Below are 21338 nucleotides of genomic sequence, written 5' to 3' on the forward strand. Positions count from 1 at the left end.
TAATAAAATGAGAATATTTAAAAAATTGTTTATCCTAATTGTAGGACTGTTTTTTGTTATCCTAAGTTTATTTGTTATCGCTATTTCTCTAAGAATAATTTCTTCACAAGACATAGCAGCTATTATTGAACTAGTTGGGAGTAATTATAAACTTCGTCTATCTTTAGGTATTATCGGATGCGTCTTGATGGTATTCAGTTTTTTAGGTATACAGTTAACTTTAGGAAGATTACAAAGGGAAAAAACTATCGCCTTTACTAACCCAGATGGCCAAGTTACAGTTTCTTTACATGCCATAGAAGATTTCATACACAAAGTTGTCCGTGGTATTGAAGAAGTAAAAGAGTTAAGAGCAGATGTTGTGGCTACAAAAAAAGGAATTTATATCAACGCAAAAGTAGTGCTCTGGGAAAACACAGATATACCAGCAACAACTGAGAAAATTCAGCAACTTATAAAAATGAGACTTCAGGAAATGTTGAGCATCGAAGAATCGATACATATTCGTATCCATGTAGTAAAAATATCAGAAAGACAAACCACTTCAACAAAAGAACAAATACCGGATATTCCTTTTAGAAACTATGATTATAAAAAATAAGAAAGGGGGATGAAGATGCGCATAGGAATTCTAACTGGCGGTGGTGACTGTCCGGGATTAAATCCAGTGATTCGCGCCGTGGTAAGAAAAGCCCTAAATGAAGGATATGAAGTAATTGGCATCAAAAATGGCTGGAAAGGAATGATTGAGAAAGACGTAATTACCTTAGATCTTCATTCGATATCAGGAATACTTCCTAAAGGAGGAACGATATTAGGAACTTCGCGTACTAATCCTTTCAAGAAACCCGAGGATGTAAAAAAAGTTATTGAGAATTACAAAAATCTTGGTCTAAATGCCCTCGTGGCAGTAGGGGGAGAAGATACGTTGGGGGTAGCCTACAAATTAACAAAAGAAGGAATAAATATCGTTGGCGTTCCTAAAACCATAGACAATGATCTCTCTGCTACAGATTATACATTTGGTTTTGATACTGCTGTGAATATTGCTACCGAATGCATAGATCGTCTTCATACTACTGCGGAAAGCCACCACCGGATTATTGTAGTAGAAGTAATGGGCCGTCACGCAGGGTGGATTGCGGTAGAAGCAGGTATTGCTGGAGGAGCAGATGTGGTTCTTATTCCTGAAGTTCCTATAAACATAGACGAAGTATGTACTCTCATAAAAAAGAGGCATAGCAGAGGGAAAACATTTAGCATCGTGGTAGTGGCAGAAGGAGCAAAATTTGAAGAAAGCCAGATAACCACCCAGAAAGAAAAAATAGATGAATTCGGACATGTGAGATTAGGTGGAGTAGGGGAGCTATTAGGAGAAATAATAGAGCATAAAACAGGTTTTGAAACAAGAGTAGTAATACTTGGACACCTACAGCGAGGAGGAACCCCTACTGCCTTTGATAGGGTATTAGGCACGCGTTTTGGTATAAAGGCTGTAGAGCTTATTATAAAAGGAGAATTTGGAAAGATGGTTAGCCTCCAGGGAAACAGAATAGTAAGTGTTCCTTTAGAAAGAGCTGTAGAGAAATTAAAAACAGTAGATATGGAACTTTACGAAATTGCGAAAACATTCTTTGGTTAATTATGAAAAAAAATAGAGAAAAAATATCCCTCTGGATAAAAGATTCAATAGAGCTAAAAGATAAAATCCTCAAGGAGCAAATAAATAATATATCAGAGATAGGCAATATAATGATCTCTTGTTTAAGAAAAGGGGGGAAGATAATTTTCTTTGGCAACGGCGGAAGCGCCGCTGATGCACAACACATTGCCGCAGAATTAGTTGGCAGATTCAGACGAGAAAGAAAGGCATTATCCGCCATATCTCTCACTACGGACACTTCAGTAATTACTGCTATTGCTAATGACTATAACTTCAAGGATATTTTTGTGCGCCAACTCCAAGCAATAGCCAAAAAAGGAGACGTCGCTTTCGGAATTTCTACAAGCGGAAACTCCGATAATGTTTTTGAAGGACTAATTATCGCAAAACATCTGGGTTTGACTACTGTTTCGCTGACTGGTAAAAATGGAGGTAAAATTGCCCGTATTAGTGACTACAATATAAATATCCCCTCGGAACACACCGCCCATATACAAGAAGCACACATTACCATAGGACACATCCTTTGTGAGTTGATTGAGGAAAATTTTGTTAAATGATTACAAACAAATTAAAGACACTTGCCCAGATAAATAGATTGGTCTCCGTTCTGAGAAAAAGAAATAAAAAAATCGTTTTCACTAATGGATGTTTTGACATTCTTCACTACGGACATCTTAAATATCTGGAAGAGGCAAAAAAAAATGGAGATATTTTAATAGTAGGAGTCAATACTGATTCTTCAGTAAAGGCCCTAAAAGGAAAATCTCGTCCCATTAATAAGTGCAGAGACAGAATTGCACTATTGGCGGGCTTGGAATGTGTAGATTACTGCTTGGCCTTCAAAGAAAAAACACCTATAAAAATTATAAAAGTAATAAAACCCGATATTTTGGTTAAAGGAAGCGATTGGAAAAAAGAAGATATAGTAGGATATAAATTTGTTACTGCTTACGGAGGAAAAGTAAAAACAATTAAATTTGAAAAAGGTTATTCAACAACTAATATTATAAAGAAGATTATAGACAATGAAAAAAAAGAATTTACTTCGCATACTGGATGCAAACATAAATCGGACAAAGGAAGGACTGCGTGTATGTGAGGATATCCTGCGGTTTTTAATCGCTAAGAAAGAACTCACCTTTTCCTTTAAAAGATTACGCCATCAGATAAATAAAGTTTTAGAAAAATATAGTTTTTTATCAAAGAAAGCTTTGCTCAAATATAGGAGTCCGCGATACGATGTAGGAAGGAATCTAAATAGTGAAAGAATTAAAAAGAATATCGTTGATTTATTCTTTGCTAACATACAAAGAGTGGAAGAGGCTTTAAGGGTATTAGAAGAGCTTTCAAAAATATTCGATCAAAAAACAGAAGCTGAATTTAGAAGATTGAGATTTCGTACATACTATTTAGAAAAAAAAGCATCGAAATTTATCTTACGCTATGAGGGGAAAAAACATTTTTAGACACTCTTTGTATGCTATCCTCGATTTAGATTTACCATATTTAAAGAAAGACCCTTTTTCTTTAACCAAAGATTTGATTTGTGGAGGAATAGACATATTGCAACTTAGGGCAAAATCGTTATCCGGGAATTATCTGGTTGACATAGGAATGAAAATTAAAAAGATCACCAAGAAGAAAAAGGTAATTTTTATAATTAATGACCGAGTAGACATTGCTAAAGCGATAGATGCAGACGGAGTCCACTTGGGCCAAGAAGATCTGCCTGTAAATTTAGCCAGGAGAATTTTAGGGAAAAACAAAATTATTGGTCTTTCTACTCATAACCTATACCAAGCCAAGAGAGCTCAGTTACAAGATATTGACTATATAAGCGTAGGGCCTGTTTTTAAAAGCCCTACCAAACCAAATCTTAAACCTTTAGGGATAGAAACCTTAAGAAAAATAATAGAAATTGTTAACCTCCCTATTGTAGCCATAGGCGGGATCAATTTAAGAAATATCCAACTTGTCCTCTCATCGGGTGTAGAATCGATTGCTTTAATCAGCGCTATATTAAGAACCAGAGAAATTGTCAGTAAGGTTAAATTATTCAAGCGGTTAATAACCAATTCTGCATATGGAAATTTATAAAAACATCTCCCTCTTGGAAAAAATTTCTCATAAAGAAAAAGTGTCTATAAGACTATTACAAGAAAAATTAAAGAAAGGAACAGTAGTTATTCCTTTTAATAATAAGAGAAAAATAGTTAATCCCTGTGCTATCGGAGAAGGAATGCGTGTAAAAGTAAACGTTAATCTTGGAAATTCTTGGGATAATAACGGAGTAAAAGAAGAAATCAAGAAATTAGAAATATCTATAAAATACGAGGCGGATACCGTAATGGACCTCTCTACGGGAAAAAATATAAGAGAAATCAGAAAGGCAATTTTGGATAATTCTACCATTCCTGTCGGCACGGTTCCTATTTATGAAGCAGCGATAAAGGCAATGAATGAAAAAGGTAATATCTCTTCGATGACAGCTCAAGGTATAATGCGCACAATAGAAGAACAGGCAAAAGACGGAGTGGATTTTTTTACCATTCATTGCGGATTAAATAAAAGAACTTTAGAAGTTTTCTCTAAACAGAAGAGGATAATGGATATTGTAAGTAGAGGAGGGGCTATTTTATTGAATTGGATGATAGCTACAAAAAAAGATAATCCTCTTTATGAACATTTTGACGATATACTGGACATTGCCAAAAATTATGGTATAGTTTTAAGTTTGGGGGACTCTCTCCGTCCCGGCTCAATAATCGATGCTACAGACCGTGCACAAATAGCAGAACTAATTGTACTTGGCGAATTGACTCAAAAAGCAAGGGAGAAAGGAGTCCAAGTCATCATCGAAGGGCCAGGACACATGACTTTAGACCAAATAGAAACAAACATAGTTGCCGAAAAGAAACTTTGTCAGGGAGCACCTTTTTACGTATTAGGCCCATTAGTCACCGATGTCGCCTTGGGGTATGACCATATAGCAGGGGCAATAGGAGCAGCTTACGCTGCTTATTGTGGTGCAGACTTTTTATGTTACGTAACTCCTGCAGAGCATCTGAGTTTACCTACTACTGAAGATGTTAAAGAAGGTCTGATTGCCTTCAAAATTGCCGCTCATGCCGGAGATCTTGCCAGAGGCAATAAAGAAGCTTACAAAAAAGACAAAAATATATCCGTAGCGAGAAGAAAAAGAGACTGGAAACAACAATTCGAATTCTGTCTTGACCCCCAGAAAGCAAAAATTTATCACTATCAAGGTATTTCTAAAATCAAAAATGTTTGTTCAATGTGTAGTAAATTTTGTTCAATTAAATTAGTGGACAAATGTCTTAAATCTTTAATAAAATGATAAAAATAATAAAATTTTCTAATTATTCTAATATGCGGGTGTAATTCAATGGCAGAATGACAGCTTCCCAAGCTGTATATGGCGGTTCAATTCCGCTCACCCGCTTTATCGAAAATGCAAAAGCCAAGAAAGCAAATTTTGTATTTTGTATTCTGTATTTTAATTTCATGGGGGTGCGCAACTTCTCCTAAAAAAGAGACTAAAATTACTCCTGTTTGTCCGCAAGTAAAACCATTTAAAAAAGAAGGTGTATATCATCGAGTTAAGAGAGGAGAAACTCTTTGGAGAATTTCAAAATTGTATGGGGTGGAATTAGAGCAAATAGTAAAGGCAAATAACTTAAGTGATGCTACAAAAATATACCAAGGACAATTAATTTTTGTTCCAACTTCTATTCAACATAACGAAATAAAAGAACATTCCAAAAAAGAATTTATCTGGCCTATAAAAGGAAAAGTAATTTCTTTCTTCGGAACCAAAAGGGCGGACGGAACAGTAAATAGAGGAATTGACATTACCCCCGAAGAAAACCTTAATGTTGTAGCAATTAGAAAAGGGAAAATAATCTTTTCTTCCGAGAGAATGAAGGGATTAGGAAAAACAATTATTATTGAACACGAAGACCAGATTCACAGCATATATGGAAATAATTCATCAGTTTTTGTAAAACTTGGGCAAGAAGTCCAACAAGGAGAATTAATTGCAGAAGCGAAAAAAGATATTCTACATTTCGAAATACGTAAGGGACATATACCTCAAAACCCTTTATATTTTCTACCTTAAATGCCAATATTTGAATTCAAATGTAAAAATTGTGGTAATAAATTTGAAGAGTTGATAAAAATGATGTATTTACTAGAAAGTATAACTTGTCCCCATTGTCAAAGCAAAAATCTAGAAAAAATTTTCTCGAAATTCTCTATCGTTCAGTGTGGTAGAGAATCAAATAATGAAACATCCTCATCTACAAATAAATGTTCGGGATGTTCCGCAAGCTCGTGTGCCAGTTGTAATGTTTAATAAAACAACTCGGCTGTAAAAAAGCCTATGTTTACTGATCCTGTTACGGGAAACAATTTTTATGACCGGGAAGAATATTTAGATATACTCCTCAAAAGAGCGAAAGGCTTAGAGAAAGGATACAGACAAAACATCGCTCTATTAGGAGAAGAAACTATCGGAAAGACTTCACTTATTCTGCATTTCCTCTCTAAAATTAAAGAAGATAGCTTTCGCGTTCTGCCCTTCTATTTAGAAATAGACACAGAACTAACATTTGACTATTTCGTTAAAAGGCTTATTTCTATAATACTTTTTAATATCATTAAACTAAATCACAAGACTGCGCCCTCCCATAATATAGATGAGCTCCTTAAACATTCTGAAGATTTAATTCCCAAGACAATACAGGAAGTCAAAAAATGTTTAGTGCATCTAAAAAATAGCAAATTTTATGATGCCTATATCACCATCCTAACTGTGCCCCAATCGCTATCTCAAGAATTAGGTATACCTGTGATTGTAATAATTGAGGAGTTTCATAGATTAGAAAGATTCACCATTCTGCATAATCCCTTTAATGAATTGGCAAAGACAATAATGGTATCCAAGGACACAATGTACATTGTAACAAGTTCCTCTACAACCCATGCTAAAAAAATCCTCTCTAAAGAATTAACTCTCCTATTTGGAAACTTTGAAATAATTAAACTGGAACCATTTGATATAAAAACAAGTAATAATTTTTTAGAAAAGCGTTTAGAATCCATTAAATGTAGTGCATACTATAGAGATTTCATCTCGGAAATCACTGGTGGACAACCTTTATACTTAAATATAATCTCTGAAGAAACGAAAATAACCGCTATCGAGAAAAAATCTAATTTCATCACTGACGAAATCCTCATTGAAGCAATCACCAGAATTCTATTTGATTCTATGGGTATACTCAATCAGATATTTTCCCATCGAATAAAAGAAATCCCTACTAACCGCTCACCTCTATCTTATACTTCCATTCTAATCTCGTTGGCTCATAAATGTTATAAAACAAGAAATTTGAAAGAATTTCTGGATACTAAATCAGAAAAAGAATTCATAAATCACCTCAATACTTTAATAGAAATGAATTATATTGACAAAAATGGAGTATTTTACTACCTCAACGATGAACTATTTAGAATATGGCTAACTGAAGTATATGAAAGTAAAAGGTCTTCTCTGGATGTAGGGCTGGAAGTTAAAAGAGAATGTTTTAAACGTTATCTGAGGGAAAAACTCAATTCTTTCTTAAAAAACAGGAGAAAGAGTATAGTAGAACGGCTTCATGAACTTTTCGAAAACTTTGGTAATGAAACTGTATACTTTGGCTCCCGTAAGATAAAATTACCTAATTTTGATAACATAGAGATTAAAAATGCCCATAGCCGTTTACCCATATTGACTGGCAAAACCCGAGATAAATCCTGGATATTCGTAGTAAGTAAAGGACACCTTAATAGAGACTTAATGGAAGAAATTGATTGCCAATGTAATAAACTAAAACTCAAAAAAGAACGCAAATTTGTTATAGCCCTGGATAGCGTTGATGAAGACGCTCGTCTTATAGCAAAAGAGACAAAATTTATAACCTTGGAAAACCGAGATTTAGACAGAATATTAAAACTCTATGGCAAATATAGGATTTTCTATTAACCAAGACTACGAAGATAAATTATTTGCTCCTTACGCGGTAAAGAGTAGAATGAGCCGTTTACGTAAATATCCTGAAGAGGAACATCCCTACAGAGGAATTTATCAACGTGATAGAGATCGCATAATACATTCTACGGCTTTTCGCCGCCTTGAATATAAAACTCAAGTTTTTGTAAATCATGAAGGAGACCACTACCGTACAAGATTAACCCATACCTTAGAAGTTGCTCAAATAGGCCGTTCCATTGCTAGGGCACTACGGTTGAACGAAGATTTAGTAGAAGCGATAGCCCTTGCTCACGATTTAGGACACACCCCTTTTGGCCACTCAGGTGAAGAAATTTTACATGTTATAATGAGAGAACACGGAGGATTTGACCATAATCTGCAAGGATTAAGGGTAGTAGACTATTTGGAAGAACGCTATCCTAATTTTAGAGGCCTAAATCTAACTTGGGAAGTAAGAGAAGGAATTCTAAAACATACTACTCGTTTTGACTACGCAGGGAAAATAAATGCTACTGAGAACATAAAAAAAACCAACATACCCTCGCATTATGCAGGCATAGATTTAACAGATTTAGAACCAGCAATGCCTCCATCACTAGAAGCACAAATAGTTGATATAGCCGACGAAATTGCATATGATAATCACGATTTGGATGACGGTTTAAATTCAAGGCTTTTGGATATAAAAGAAATACAAAAAATAGAACTATGGGAAAGAGCAAATAAGTTAATAAAAGAAAGAAATCCTAATTTAGAAAGTAAAATAGAAAAAATACAAACCATAAGAAATATAATTGATTTACAGGTAAGTGATGTAATCAAGAATTCGGATAAGATAATCAAAGAAATAAATATAAAAACCTTGGCTGATGTAAGAAGTCGTTCTCAACGGATTATAGGTTTTAGTAAAGATATGGAATTAGCACGTCAACCTATGCGAGATTATTTAATGAAAAATCTCTATAACCATTATCGTGTAATCCGTATGGCAGAAAAAGCGAGAAGATTTATTGAGGAACTTTTTAATGTATATATAAAAAGAATGGAACAACTCCCTCCTACCAGTAGGAAGCGTCTCGCTACTGAAGACCCCTATAGAGTAGTTTGTGACTATATCGCGGGAATGACCGACCGTTATGCCCTAGAAGAATACAAAAAATTATTTGACCCCTTCGAGAAAGTATAACTGTTTTCTCGCTTGAAAAATAAAAAAAACTCTGTTAGAATAGTTTAGATACATAATTTATTATAAAACAAAAAATTATGAACAAAAAACAGACTAAAAAAAAGAGTCTAGCGTTGCGTTTATTAAATGAACCGCATTTTCTTAAAGAAAAAGAGTTTTTTGACAAATTAGTGGGAGAAAACACTGTATGGTGGATTGCGGAAGGAAAATTAAGTGAAAAAAGTTTGTTTCTTGTGAAAACAAACCAACCATCATGTCATAGGCTAAGAAAGAAAATATGTGTATCTTGGTTAAGAAAATCAACCAAAAGCAATAAACATGATTCAAATAAATGCTCTCTAAATTTTAAGATAACTTATTTCTCTTTATCTTTAAATAATGGGGAAGATAATCCTTGCGTCTTATATATATGCCATCTTCGTAAAGATATGCCTTCATTGGCTGTTGAATGTTTAAATACTACGCTGAAACTTATCATTGATAAAACCAGGAAAGAAGAAGAGCTGAAAGAAATATACGAAACAGTAAAACCCCGTGCAATAGCACTCTCCACAGTTCATACTGTGCATCGTCTAATCTCATCTACCTTAAATCTAGAAGAACTGTTGCCACGGATTGCCCGACTATGCCTTCAGGTGCTACGTGCGCGTAAATGTTTAATAAGCCTGGTAGACCCTGATAAGAAAATAATTTCCCCTAAGGCCTTTATTGACTTGGATTCTAAAGAACCAAATACCCTAAAAATACCCTCTCAAAAACTTAATCATGAAAAACAGGTAGTCAAAAATGCAAAAATATATCTCAATGACAACTGCATCTGTATACCTTTAATCGACCAAGATGTTATCGGCACAATAAGAGTAGAAGGTAAACAAAACAAGGAACCTTTTACTAATGCGGAAAAAGAGATACTTACGGTCTTGGCAGAACAGGCAATAGTAGCGATAAAGAATTCTCAACTATACGAAGAAAGAGGAAGAATCCTCTGGGGGAGTATCCGTTCGCTTGCTGCTTTATTAGATATAAGGCTACCTGCCACTTATACTCATCCTGTAGGTTTCGTGGAAATAGTGCTTGAAATAGGAAAGGAATTAAAGCTATCTGAAGAAGAAATGGAAATCTTAAAATATGCAGCTTTACTTCTGGATGCAGGTAAAATTAGTATTCCTGATGAAATTCTCATGAAACCTTCCAAGCTCACCGGTAAAGAATACGGTTTGATTAAAGAGCACCCCATTAAGAGTGCCGAGATCGTCGGAACGATAGAAGCAATGAAACCTGCTATACCTTTAATCATGCACCATCATGAACGTTATGATGGCAAAGGTTATCCCATGGGACTTAAAAGAAATGAGATCCCCATGGGAGCTAGGATCATTGCCCTTGCGGATGCTTTTGAAGCAATGATTTGTAAAAGGCCATATCGAGGAAGAATCATGAGCATAGAAGAAGCAGTAAGAGAGATCAAAAAATCTTCGGGTTCCCAATTTGACCCTTCGGTGGTAAAAGCCTTTTTGAAACTCATCAAAGAAGAAAGGATAAAAAATATAATTTGCAGAATGCAGAAGATAGCAAAACTTTAAAATGAAAAATATCCTAAAAGCCATACGTTCACCTGTTAAGAAGAAAATCATTCTTTTCTTCCGCGAAAACCCTTATTCTGTAGACAGTGTGCGAGGAATATCCACTTGGTTAAATATGAAACCTAATATAGTAAGAAAGGCCCTTGAAGAATTAGTCAAAGATGGGATACTCATAGCCCATCGAGGAGCAACAACTACTGGATATGCCTACACTCAGGATATAGACATCTTAAATCAAATAGATGAATGTTTGTCTCCAAAAAGGAATGAAAAAAGAGATGCAGACCGACTTATTTGAAGAGGCAATTCAGAAAAAAATAAAGAGAAATTATTATCCGTCACTTAAAAAACTTTTTCCCTACGGATTTGTAAATATTAGATTAAGTTATGAAGGATTAATATTTTCTCTCATTGTCTTTATGCTTGTTTGTGTAGTTATTTTTAGTCTCGGAGTAGAGAAAGGTAAGCACTCTACTTTAATAGTAAACGATACGCCTGGATTAGGTAATGAAGTATCAAAAAATTATTCTTCCAAGAAATATACCATTCAGGTTGCTGCTTACCGAGATAAAAAAATGGCATTAAATCTCATAAAAGAATTAATGCAAAACAGATATAGGCCTTTTGTTATCTATGCGGATAAAATGTATCATGTCTGTATTGGAAAATATCTAAATAAAGAAATCGCAAGAGAAGAATTATATAATTTGTTAAAAAAATACAAAACCAGTTATATAAGAACAATTCCTTAAAACAAAAGGAGGTAATCATGAGCCAGCATCCGAGTTTAAAATATTCTCGAGTAGATACCCAACACCGTAATGTTTTGAAAAGAATTGAGCGTATAAAATTGTTAAAAGAACAAGGCAAATTAGATAAGACTGTTTCACTTTTTAAACTACCCAAAGTAAAAAGAATTAGACTAAAAATAAAGAAAGAAAAAACAGAAGAAAAAGCAAAAACTGCCACAGAAACACCTCCTACGACATCTGAGAATAAAGAAACCAAAGGATAATAATAGAGAAGAAATGACGAGAGTTAGATTAAACCTCGGAGAAAGAAGCTATACGATTATTATAAATAAAGATAATTACGCCGGCCTAGGTAAAGAGATTAAGAATTTATCCATTGGTAAAGACGCATTTATTGTTACAGACCAAAGAATAGCAAAAATACTCGGAAGAAAAATAACCTCTTCACTAAAAAATAAAAACTTAACCTCCCATATAGAAACTGTCCCCACTTCAGAGAAATCAAAATCTCTAAAAACATGGACTAACTTAATTGAAAAATTAGTAAGTTTTGACAAAAGGAAAGAATTGTTTCTAGTGGCCTTGGGTGGTGGAGTAGTGGGAGACCTCACGGGATTTATTGCTTCGGTTTATAAAAGAGGTATCCCCTATATACAAATACCTACCACGCTCCTTGCACAGGTCGATTCAGCTATTGGCGGGAAAAATGCTATAGATTTGCCCTGTGGGAAAAATATTCTCGGGACCTTTTATCAACCTCGTTTAGTATATTCAGAAATATCTGCTCTTAAAAGCCTATCTCTTCGAGAAATTAAAAATGGCTTAGCCGAGGTTATAAAATATGGAGCAATCAAAAACAAAAAATTATTTAGATATTTAGAAGATACGGATTTAAACTCCAATTCCTTTAATTGGGAATATATCATTTTAGAATGTACTAAGATTAAAAAAGAAATTATTGAACAAGATGAATATGATAAAAAAGAATTAAGAATGATTCTTAACTTCGGTCATACCATTGGACACGGCATTGAGACTGCTTCAGAATACTCAAGAAAATATAGCCATGGCGAAGCCATATCCTTAGGAATGCTTTGCGCTACGGAAATAGGAATAATGTTAGGAATTACTCCTCTAAAGGATTTAAAAAGATTAGAGAACTTAATTATTAAAATTGGCCTACCCCAAAAAATTAGATATTTAAAACTTGATAATATTATAAGAGCCATTACTTATGATAAGAAATTCCGTGGTTTAAAAACTCGCCTAGTAATCTTAGAAGAAATAGGAAAAGCCAAGATAGTCAAAGATATTTCCTGGAATTTAATCAAAAGGGTAATAAAAAAGAGGATGGCTTGATATTATGGATGAAAATCTTTCTTTACAAAACCGAAGAAGATATCATCGTATAAATTTTGATACCTCAGTAACTTACCAAACAAAAGTTGGCAGTCGCTTAAACCATACCTTAACAAGAGATTTAAGCGAAGGAGGTATGGGGGTAATCTTTGAAGAATTTTTACCTAAGGATGCGGAATTAATCCTGGAATTTAGCCTCAAGAAAAATAGCACCCCCATTAGAACCAGAGCGAAGGTAGTGTGGGTGCAAAAACTTCCTTATACTGAACGATATCGAGCAGGTTTAGAATTTGAAGAGATGGAAGCCCTACAGAAGTCGAATCTTAAAAGATTTATAAATAAAGAACCTCTTTTGTTTTACTATTGAAATCGTCCCTTGTTTTTAGTATAATTCATACAATATGAAAGTAATTAAAACAATTCTGTATCTATCTTTAGGAATCCTGTTATGCGTTAATGTTGTTTATGGAACCGAGAATGATAATATCCTTGGAGTGAGAATTCTTTCTGTTAATCGCGAGCATAATTTTTTAGTAATTGACGTTGGAAGCAAAGATGGTTTGAGTGAAGGGATGCAAGTAGATTTGTTCAAAGATGGGAAGAACGTTGCTACTCTACAAATTATTCGGGTTAAGGAAAAGGTTTCTGCTTGCGACATTAAACGCGTAGAGCCCAATTATATTTTGAAAGAAAAAGAAGTTTACAGCTTAACAATTACAAAAACCCTCTTTTCTCCGCGAATAAAAAAGGTTACTCCCGAAAAAGAAGTCAAAAAGAAAGAAAAGACAACAGCCTTCATTCCTATTCTGCCAATGATGGTGCGTATTGAAGCAAGAAAAGAAATAGTCAACTATTACCTGAATGAAACTTTAAAAGATATGAATTTTATTATCACTTCTTCAAATATCAAAGAAGGTATCTTCACCGCACACAAATTTCTATCCTTGCCTTTCTGGGATGAAATCTGGGCAGACCTTAAAGGCACAACTGACCACCGTGCAGTATATGAGATAAACACTCTTGATGACGAAACAGGCACTACTTTAAAATTAGATATCCGTATAACTTACACTAATAAAAAGGGTAATATTGAAGAGAAAAGCGTCCGGCAGAATTCAGTAGTTGTCAAAGATGCTTTAGAACTTGTTAAAACTGTAAAAGATAAATCTGAAATTTTAACGCGAGAGAGGTAAGACAATGGCTGAAGAAAAAAAGGCACCAGAAACCCCAAAAACCGAGACCAAAACCGCGGGAAAACCAAGAAACTGTGTCTTTTGTAACAAAGTTTTAAAACGCAGGTATTGGTATTACCGCAACGGCAAATACTATTGCAAAAAGAAGTGCTGGAAAGAAGAACAGAAAAAGGCACAAAAAACATAATAGATAATCTGTGTTTATCAAAATAAACTGCAAATAAATTTTGATAGGCACAGATTTAATTTTTACAGGGGCCTATAGCTTAATGGATAGAGTACAGGGCTCCGGACCCTGATGTGAGGGTTCGATTCCCTCTAGGCCCAGTAAATATAAGACTTTAAAAATATGAACGAGCACAAGCATAAAGATAGACGGAAATACCCTCGTTTAGAAAAGAAACTCCCCATCAAAGCTTTTGGAGAAACTTTTGATTTCTATACTGAGACGATGAATATTGGAGCTGGAGGAGTGCTTTTTTACCTTGATAACCCTATACCCATCGCCACTAAACTAAAGATAACTCTCGTACTTCCTTCAAAAAAAGAAAAAAAGGATATTAAAATAGACTGTGAGGGGGTAGTGGTAAGAATCCAAGAGAATCTAACGGTTACCGGACAGGGAAGATATTATATGGCAATAATGTTCACGGAAATCTCTCCTGAAAATAGAGCAAAAATAAATCAATTTGTCAACGAACAACTCGGTATATCCGAAGGGGAGGAAGAAGGTGATTAGTTTAGAAGAATTCAAAAAAATAGAACTGAAAGTTGCTAAGATAATTGAAGTCAAAGAACATCCACAAGCAGATAAACTGTATGTGCTTAAGGTAAATACGGGAAATGAGATTAAACAATTGGTAGCGGGAATAAGAAAATTTTATACTCCCCAACAACTCCTGAACAAAAATATTGTTATTATCAACAACCTCCAACCGGCAATGATTCGGGGGATAGAAAGCCAGGGGATGCTTCTGGCTGCCTCCGACACAAACAATAATATCTCTTTGATTTTACCCGATAAGGACATTGCTCCCGGCAGTACTATCCGCTAGATATGTTGTGTCTGAAGAAAAATTACATTATTGGGGTAATCGGAACTTCTAACCCTAATAAGCGAATTGTCCATATTGCTGAAGAAATAGGAAAAGAAATTGCCGCTGGAGGATGTATGCTTATATGTGGTGGTTTGGGGGGAGTAATGGAGTTCTCGGCAAAAGGGGCTAAAGAAAAGAAGGGAATAACCATCGGAATTCTCCCTACCGATGACCCTTCTACGGCTAATAAATACATTGATATTCCTATCGCAACAGGTTTAGGCGAGGCAAGAAACATTATTATCGTAAAAACTGCGGATGCTTTAATCGCGGTGGGCAAGGGTTTAGGTACACTTTCGGAAATTGCTTTTGCGCTTAAATTAAACAAACCCCTTGTAGGCATAGAAACCTGGAAAATTCCGGGAATAATCTCTCTTCCTAAACCCCCTGAAGTAGTAAAAAAAGCGATAGAACTGGCAAAAAAGTCAAAAAGGGGATAATCGTCATGGAAAAAGATTGTATCTTTTGTAAAATTATCAGAAAAGAAATTCCTGCAAAAATAGTCTACGCTGATAAAGATGTCTTGAGTTTTGAAGATATAAATCCGCAGGCACCGGTACATCTTATTATTATCCCCAAAAAGCATATTGAAAAGATAAGCGATATCACTGAAAAAAATTACCCTTTAGTGGGAAAATTAGTATTTATCGCCCAGAAACTGGCCAAAGATAAGAAAATATCTGACTCAGGATATCGCTTGGTATTTAATTGCGGTAAGGATGCAGGCCAGGCAGTATTTCACGTTCACCTTCATCTTTTAGGGGGAAGAAAATTAACCTGGCCTCCGGGATAAAAAACAAGATGCAAAAATCAAAAGGAAAAATTAAAAAAATGGTTACTGGTTACTGGCGATCCCCAATGAAGTTGCTACTTAAAAGAAATCTTGAGTTCCCGATAAGAATCTTCATAGTGATAATTCTTCCGGGATTGGCTACTTCTTTCTTAAGCGGTTGTGCTACCGTTTACAATCCCGCTACCCAGCAGAAAGAATTAATCTTAATTGACACAGGAACTGAAGTTATGTTGGGTAAACAAATAGATTTTCAAATTTCTCAAAGTTACGAAATTGTCAAAGGAACTCAGGATAATGAAAGGGTAAATATCATCGGAAAAAAAGTCGCTGAGGTTTCGGACCGTCAAGATATAAGATATATCTTTAAAATTGTTAAGGATAAGGAAGTCAATGCTTTTTGCACCCCTGGCGGTTATGTTTATATCCATACCGGCCTTCTAGAAAAAGTTAACGATGATGAGCTTGCTTGTGTGATTGGTCATGAGATAGGACATGTTGCTGCTCGGCATATTGTCAAGAAACTTCAGGCACAGCTCGGTTATGAACTCTTAGTCAGTCTTGCCTTAGGCAGGGGAGGAGCGCAAGAAATAGAAAAAGCACTAAATGTTGCTTTTAATATTATTGCTTTAGGTTACAGCAGAGAAGATGAATTCTTGGCTGATAAATTAGGAATAAAGTATGCTTATAAAGCAGGTTATGACCCTCAAGCGATGATAAACTTTTTCAAAAAATTACAAGAACTAAAAAAAGACAAAACCATGGCCACCCCACTTTTCTTGCGTTCCCATCCCTACTTAGAGCAACGCATCGAAAGAGCAGGCCAGGAAATTACAAAACTTCAACAACCAGAACTATCTTCCTTAACTCTAACCAACCCGCAACCTCTTTCTCCTAAAAACCCCACTCTTTCCTTACAAGAAGAAAAAACCAGCACTGCTTTTACTACAAAATATAAAAAATGTCCTACCTGCGGTAAAATCTATCCCCGTAATTACCAATATTGTATCCAAGATGGAAGCTCGTTAATTGCTTATCCTTAAGAACATTACTCATTCAATATTATTCACTGTTAAAACTAAATTTACCATCCTCACCCCCTTGGCACTAACCATTTTATATGCTATATATTTTGTGCAGATGTAGATAAAGAAATAGAGCAGAGTAAACTACCTGATGTTCTTAATTAGAACAGAAGGTTTTTATTATCTGCTTATTTCATAAATTTATTATGATTATTAAAAAATGAAGTATTCTAAACTTAAAACCATCGGGATAGTAGCACACCTAATAACCACAGTTTTATTTTGCTCAAGCATAACCTTAGATACTAATGTTAATGGCAACTTTGTTTTAATTACCCGCCGCGTTAGAGATCTATCCATAGAATCCCTTTATACTTCCACTTTAGCTAAAATAGAGCAAACTTTCGAGAGAATTTTAGGAAATAAGAATAAGGTATTGGACGAACTTCAAAGAGATCAACTTAATGTTTTCAAAGAACAACTCAAGGCTTTCGCAGCCCAAGCTAGGCTTCTTTATCGTGATGGTCCTGCAAGAGATTCAAAAGTTCCTTCCGATATAGCTAATTTTCACCAACAAATTGCAATCCGTGTGTTACAGGAACTCGATACGCTCATAACCATGCTCAGTAAGGGTAGCATTACATTTGAATACGAAGGGAAAACTTTTACCTCAGAAATCGAACAAAGTCCTAAACGAATAAACATCCTAATAGGACAAAACGGAAATGTTTATATTGATTCGGCAAAAGAATTTGCAATTAATAACCGTATACCTTGGGAAAGATTTATTAATTATGTTGCAAGTAATTTAACACATACACAAGGTCAAATAGCTCAACAACGTTTAGCACAACGATTTTCTCTAAGAATAGACTACGTTCAAATAAGACGCAATGGACAAACTTATGGTGTTGCTGTTTTAGATATTACTTCTCCCTATATTTGCATAATGCTTGCCTTACGTAATCAAGCAGGAAGATATCACAACCTGCTATTCGGGGTCAAATCGGAATACCAATTTCTAACAGAAGCTAAAAAATTCTTTAGCCTCTTCGATATTCCTTTGTGATAAAATAATAACCGAAAGACAAACAGGAATAGACTTATCCCATGCTTATCCACAGAAAAAACGATATTAATCATAAGTTATTATAATAAAATCACTTAAACTCTATTTATCTCTCCTCACGAAGTTAACATAATATATATTATAGGAAGTCAATTATACATGCGGAATTCCCTTTGGGTCTTTAAGAATAAATAAAAAATGACTCTATTCTGGTTGAGGCTTAATTAAAATTTCTCCCGAAGCACGTCCAGGCTTGGACTGTTTAACATTTTCTAAACTCAGGCGGGAACATCCGCTAAGGGGAAAAATAACCAAGAATATTATCGAAATTAATCTAAAAAACAGCTTCATCTTTTAAAAAGGGTTGCGTCTTTGGCAAAAGGCACAATCACTTCGTATTTCACCAAACCTTTTTTATACAGCTCTAAAAGCGACATATCCATGGTACGCATCCCGTATTGTGCCCAGTCTGCAGTAAGGCATAAATCTGCTGGGTTTGACCTTGTCGAATTAAGGCAGAAATTGCCGGGGTCATAACCAGAACCTCGGTAGCCACTACCAACCCCTTACCATCTTTGCGCGGAAAAAGCAACTGTCCAATACCCCCCCCGTAAACATTCCGCTAACTGAATTCTGATTTGTGCCTGTTGGTTCCCGGGAAACATGTCAATTATGCGGTTTACAGCCTGAATTGTTTCGGCGGTATGTAAGGTAGTAAAAACCAAGTGTCCGGTTTCCGCTGCAGAAAGCGCCGTTGCCACAGATTCTAAGTCCCGCATCTCTCCAATTAAGATTACATCAGGGTCCTGCCTTAATACATGTTTTAAGGCGTTATTAAAAGAAATAGTATCTATGCCTACTTCTCTTTGCTTAATGATACTTTTTTAGGGGTAAAAAGAAATTCAACGGGGTATTCTAAACTAACAATTACTTCTCCACTCGTCTGATCAATAAGTTCAAGCATCGAAGCTAAAGTTGTAGATTTCCCGCTACCCGCGGGTCCGGTTACAATAATAAAACCGCTCTTTTTCAAAGCCAATTACTTAACTACTACCGTAAGCCCTAATGCTTCAATTGTGGGAATCTTCTGAGGAATCACGCGAAACGCTGCCTCAATATTCCCTTGCTGTTTATGAATATTTACCCGAAACCTACTCCCATCAGGTAATGCATAAGAACAATCAAGTTCTAATTCTTTATCAAATTTTACTCTCTGCCGAGGGTCGATTAAACCATAAATAATGTGCTTTAAATCCTCACGGCTATAGGGACTATTTCCCAAAGTTTTTAATTCTCCATAAATACGCAATACAGGAGGAAGATCAACGGTAAGATGTACATCGCTCGCTTATAATCTTACTGCTTTCGCCAATACTTTATCAATGTCCATCCGCTCAATATAATTATTTATCACCTCCTGGTCGGATTTATTCATTTCTATGAAATCAATCCCTAAACCATACTTAGCAAGATGTGTCCTCTCTTCTACCCTTATCACCCTGCCTTTACACAGAATTGTTTTAGAAGCAGGAGGAAAATCTAATTGAAGACTTAAGAGGGTTTCTAAAGTAAAACCTTCTCTACTTCTAAATATAATCCTTTGTCACTAATATTCTCGACAGGCGCAGTTTTTATTTCCTTTTCTCCTTCCACGACATATCTACACATAAAACGTGTACGGAGACGTTTGGCCTCACGTTTTTCGACAAAACCTTCATTCATCTCTTTTCCTCCTTCTATGCCTCTTTACTTTCTAAAGAAGAAATAAAATTCAATAAATGTAATTGTGTAGGGGTATCTAAGGTGGTAAAACATACACCGGCATAAAACACTCTTTTAGGGGATGAATCTTGAGTAACTTCTTTCTGCCAGGCGATTTTGCCTAAGATAAATAATTTCTCTTTTCGCTCCGGAATATCTACCCAGATTCTTAACAATGTCCCTTCCCTCAGTTTCTCATAAATAATTAAACCAATTCCTCCCTGGGAGATATCTCGTGAGCAAATTTCTTTTAGAGGTGTTGGTTTTCCTGAAATTTCATATCCAATGGTTAAGCTTGCTGGAAGTCGTTTAAATCTACGACGCTCATTTCTATTCCATAATCCTACCATTCTACCTTCAGCACGGTTTTCTTTTCTACTACGATAGTCCTCATAATATACATAAATTAGGACTACAATACTAAGACACAAAAGCAAAAACATGTAATATATTAAATCGTTCTGAAAATAGGAATACATAGTTGTTCTAATTTTATCATAAACGGTAAGAATAAGAAAATAAAAAATTAACTTAGTGCTTTAATCGCAGGAAAAAAGATTGAGAGACCGATAAAGTTCTCTTGAGATTCTTCGGCAACCCAGCCACCTTAGCGCTTTTTACTCTATTATTTCCTCACCTCCTTTTCCTTATTCCGCGCTTTAGGCCTGTCGGCTTTGCCCCGCCTGCAGCTACTTGCTTCTGCTGTGCGTCGGGGTCCCGATGGAGAACCTCTTTGGAACTCTTCATTCGGGACGTCCCCCGATTTCTCGGGGTTTGCCTTTATCGGTCTCCACTTTGATGATAAGCAAGTTTCTTGCCTGAATGTAAATTAAGAAGGTAATTTTTATCTATTTTCCTAAGCATTGAATATAAAAAACTTACGCTCTTAAAGAGGTAAAGTTACTCAGCTAATGTATAGCGAAGAAATAAAAATACCAAGAAAGAATGTAATTATTTGTTACCACTATAATCCTAAATTTGTAAGTTATTATATCTGATGATATTACATAAGTAAACTTTGGTTACCCCTGTAACTTTCCTTACCCCCCCCTAACCTTTTGGAACCGTCTCCCACCTCGTAGGTGTCCTTTTTATTCAATTGTAAGTTGCTTAATGGCTGGAACTTATAATGGATGTTTTAGACCACCTACGAGGTGGGTTAGGGGTTTGTTCTGCTTTTCTGATTACTTGGGTAAAAAACAATTTGGGATGGGTAAAAAATTTGTAGAGAGAAAGAAAGAGAATCAATAAAGGAAAGCCGTAAATTCTCAAATAAGTGATAACCTTTCCATATAAATACCAGAATCCTTTATCTAAATTTCTTTTTCTATTGTTTCTTCTTACCGCCACCACTTTACCTAAAATATCCTCTTTTTCTAAAGGAGGGTCTTGACTAAAGATAAAATTGTCTCCGCAGGTAATGAAATTATCTTTTTCTTTACTAAGCAAACGATGGGCAGTAAGTATTTTGGGAGTATCTCTCGAGAAAGTAACTATCTCTCCCCTTTTTATCTCCTCTACCTTTACCGGAATAATCTTTACAAAATCCCCCTCCCTAATTACCGGTTCCATACTTTTTCCTGTAGTCTCTGCCCAAATAGAAACTCCTTCTTTCAAAAAATTTATATGAATTTCTTCTAAAAATTTATCTATTTCTTTATTTTCCAAGAGAATAATTTTCTCAATTTCTTCAAATAAAGATAGATTGCTTCTTCCGCACAGTTACCACAACCTCTATTTTTACGAAACTCATTGTACTTTTTGGAAAACCAAATTTCTGAGAATCTTCTCTCTTA

The 21338-nt window shown here is 35.3% G+C and carries 27 protein-coding genes, 2 tRNA genes and 2 pseudogenes; 26 read left to right on the forward strand and 5 right to left on the reverse strand.

Annotation, left to right across the window (positions count from 1 at the left end):
• Positions 1-7: 7 nt before the first annotated feature.
• The 26 genes and pseudogenes from amaP (at position 8) to NC818_03295 (ending at position 17781) form a co-directional block, all read left to right on the forward strand.
• On the forward strand, positions 8-601 hold the full coding sequence (gene amaP, locus NC818_03170; GenBank protein MCM8783765.1) for an alkaline shock response membrane anchor protein AmaP: 594 nt from the start codon (positions 8-10) through the stop codon (positions 599-601).
• 15 nt (positions 602-616) lie between these two features.
• The gene (locus NC818_03175; protein ID MCM8783766.1) at positions 617-1642 is read left to right on the forward strand and encodes a 6-phosphofructokinase; all 1026 of its coding nucleotides are present in this window, start codon (positions 617-619) and stop codon (positions 1640-1642) included.
• Between the two features lie 2 nt (positions 1643-1644).
• Positions 1645-2223, forward strand: a complete 579-nt coding sequence (locus NC818_03180; protein ID MCM8783767.1) for a D-sedoheptulose 7-phosphate isomerase — start codon at positions 1645-1647, stop codon at positions 2221-2223.
• On the forward strand, positions 2220-2765 hold the full coding sequence (gene rfaE2 / locus NC818_03185) for a D-glycero-beta-D-manno-heptose 1-phosphate adenylyltransferase (GenBank protein ID MCM8783768.1): 546 nt from the start codon (positions 2220-2222) through the stop codon (positions 2763-2765). Before NC818_03180 ends, rfaE2 begins: the two co-directional genes overlap by 4 nt.
• Positions 2692-3132, forward strand: a complete 441-nt coding sequence (locus NC818_03190) for a thiamine-phosphate pyrophosphorylase (GenBank protein ID MCM8783769.1) — start codon at positions 2692-2694, stop codon at positions 3130-3132. Before rfaE2 ends, NC818_03190 begins: the two co-directional genes overlap by 74 nt.
• A complete protein-coding gene (gene thiE / locus NC818_03195; GenBank protein ID MCM8783770.1) occupies positions 3110-3763 on the forward strand; it encodes a thiamine phosphate synthase in 654 nt (217 codons plus the stop codon). The genes NC818_03190 and thiE overlap by 23 nt, the downstream gene beginning before the upstream one ends.
• The gene (gene thiC / locus NC818_03200) at positions 3750-5024 is read left to right on the forward strand and encodes a phosphomethylpyrimidine synthase ThiC (protein MCM8783771.1); all 1275 of its coding nucleotides are present in this window, start codon (positions 3750-3752) and stop codon (positions 5022-5024) included. Before thiE ends, thiC begins: the two co-directional genes overlap by 14 nt.
• A 34-nt stretch (positions 5025-5058) precedes the next feature.
• Positions 5059-5129 (forward strand) — tRNA-Gly (locus NC818_03205).
• Between the two features lie 9 nt (positions 5130-5138).
• Entirely contained in the window at positions 5139-5807 is a 669-nt protein-coding gene (locus NC818_03210; GenBank protein ID MCM8783772.1) for a LysM peptidoglycan-binding domain-containing M23 family metallopeptidase, read from the forward strand.
• Positions 5808-6044, forward strand: a complete 237-nt coding sequence (locus NC818_03215; protein MCM8783773.1) for a zinc ribbon domain-containing protein — start codon at positions 5808-5810, stop codon at positions 6042-6044.
• Between the two features lie 27 nt (positions 6045-6071).
• Complete coding sequence (locus NC818_03220; protein ID MCM8783774.1) at positions 6072-7718, forward strand: ATP-binding protein; 1647 nt, start codon at positions 6072-6074, stop codon at positions 7716-7718.
• On the forward strand, positions 7693-8913 hold the full coding sequence (locus tag NC818_03225) for a deoxyguanosinetriphosphate triphosphohydrolase (GenBank protein ID MCM8783775.1): 1221 nt from the start codon (positions 7693-7695) through the stop codon (positions 8911-8913). The genes NC818_03220 and NC818_03225 overlap by 26 nt, the downstream gene beginning before the upstream one ends.
• Positions 8914-9026: 113 nt before the next feature.
• The gene (locus NC818_03230; GenBank protein MCM8783776.1) at positions 9027-10496 is read left to right on the forward strand and encodes an HD domain-containing protein; all 1470 of its coding nucleotides are present in this window, start codon (positions 9027-9029) and stop codon (positions 10494-10496) included.
• Position 10497: 1 nt separating this feature from the next.
• The gene (locus NC818_03235) at positions 10498-10794 is read left to right on the forward strand and encodes a hypothetical protein (protein ID MCM8783777.1); all 297 of its coding nucleotides are present in this window, start codon (positions 10498-10500) and stop codon (positions 10792-10794) included.
• On the forward strand, positions 10763-11248 hold the full coding sequence (locus tag NC818_03240) for an SPOR domain-containing protein (GenBank protein MCM8783778.1): 486 nt from the start codon (positions 10763-10765) through the stop codon (positions 11246-11248). Before NC818_03235 ends, NC818_03240 begins: the two co-directional genes overlap by 32 nt.
• A gap of 17 nt (positions 11249-11265) precedes the next feature.
• Positions 11266-11367: pseudogene (locus tag NC818_03245) on the forward strand (small basic protein).
• A 157-nt stretch (positions 11368-11524) separates the two neighbouring features.
• A complete protein-coding gene (gene aroB / locus NC818_03250; protein MCM8783779.1) occupies positions 11525-12607 on the forward strand; it encodes a 3-dehydroquinate synthase in 1083 nt (360 codons plus the stop codon).
• Between the two features lie 4 nt (positions 12608-12611).
• Positions 12612-12974, forward strand: a complete 363-nt coding sequence (locus tag NC818_03255) for a PilZ domain-containing protein (protein ID MCM8783780.1) — start codon at positions 12612-12614, stop codon at positions 12972-12974.
• A gap of 34 nt (positions 12975-13008) precedes the next feature.
• Entirely contained in the window at positions 13009-13800 is a 792-nt protein-coding gene (locus NC818_03260) for a hypothetical protein (GenBank protein MCM8783781.1), read from the forward strand.
• A gap of 255 nt (positions 13801-14055) precedes the next feature.
• Positions 14056-14127, forward strand: a tRNA-Arg gene (locus NC818_03265).
• A 22-nt stretch (positions 14128-14149) separates the two neighbouring features.
• Complete coding sequence (locus NC818_03270) at positions 14150-14539, forward strand: PilZ domain-containing protein (GenBank protein ID MCM8783782.1); 390 nt, start codon at positions 14150-14152, stop codon at positions 14537-14539.
• Entirely contained in the window at positions 14532-14855 is a 324-nt protein-coding gene (locus NC818_03275; GenBank protein MCM8783783.1) for a methionine--tRNA ligase subunit beta, read from the forward strand. The genes NC818_03270 and NC818_03275 overlap by 8 nt, the downstream gene beginning before the upstream one ends.
• A gap of 2 nt (positions 14856-14857) precedes the next feature.
• Positions 14858-15337: a TIGR00725 family protein gene (locus NC818_03280; protein MCM8783784.1), complete on the forward strand. Its 480-nt coding sequence runs from the start codon at positions 14858-14860 to the stop codon at positions 15335-15337.
• Positions 15338-15342: 5 nt separating this feature from the next.
• On the forward strand, positions 15343-15690 hold the full coding sequence (locus NC818_03285; protein ID MCM8783785.1) for a histidine triad nucleotide-binding protein: 348 nt from the start codon (positions 15343-15345) through the stop codon (positions 15688-15690).
• Between the two features lie 65 nt (positions 15691-15755).
• On the forward strand, positions 15756-16730 hold the full coding sequence (locus NC818_03290; GenBank protein MCM8783786.1) for a M48 family metallopeptidase: 975 nt from the start codon (positions 15756-15758) through the stop codon (positions 16728-16730).
• Positions 16731-16932: 202 nt separating this feature from the next.
• Complete coding sequence (locus tag NC818_03295; protein MCM8783787.1) at positions 16933-17781, forward strand: hypothetical protein; 849 nt, start codon at positions 16933-16935, stop codon at positions 17779-17781.
• A gap of 347 nt (positions 17782-18128) precedes the next feature.
• On the opposite strand, the pseudogene NC818_03300 reads toward NC818_03295, so the two are convergent.
• From NC818_03300 to NC818_03320, 5 genes and pseudogenes are all read right to left on the reverse strand, one after another.
• A pseudogene (locus tag NC818_03300) lies at positions 18129-19129 on the reverse strand (PilT/PilU family type 4a pilus ATPase).
• Positions 19130-19375, reverse strand: a complete 246-nt coding sequence (locus NC818_03305) for a PilZ domain-containing protein (protein ID MCM8783788.1) — start codon at positions 19373-19375, stop codon at positions 19130-19132.
• Entirely contained in the window at positions 19345-19503 is a 159-nt protein-coding gene (locus NC818_03310; GenBank protein MCM8783789.1) for a hypothetical protein, read from the reverse strand. Before NC818_03310 ends, NC818_03305 begins: the two co-directional genes overlap by 31 nt.
• 14 nt (positions 19504-19517) lie before the next feature.
• The gene (locus NC818_03315) at positions 19518-19985 is read right to left on the reverse strand and encodes a PilZ domain-containing protein (GenBank protein ID MCM8783790.1); all 468 of its coding nucleotides are present in this window, start codon (positions 19983-19985) and stop codon (positions 19518-19520) included.
• Between the two features lie 667 nt (positions 19986-20652).
• Entirely contained in the window at positions 20653-21210 is a 558-nt protein-coding gene (locus NC818_03320; protein ID MCM8783791.1) for a signal peptidase I, read from the reverse strand.
• Between the last annotated feature and the right edge of the window lie 128 nt (positions 21211-21338).

It is taken from the genome of Candidatus Omnitrophota bacterium (assembly GCA_023819145.1).
In the GTDB taxonomy this organism is placed as follows: domain Bacteria; phylum Omnitrophota; class Gorgyraeia; order DTHP01; family DTHP01; genus JBFWKV01.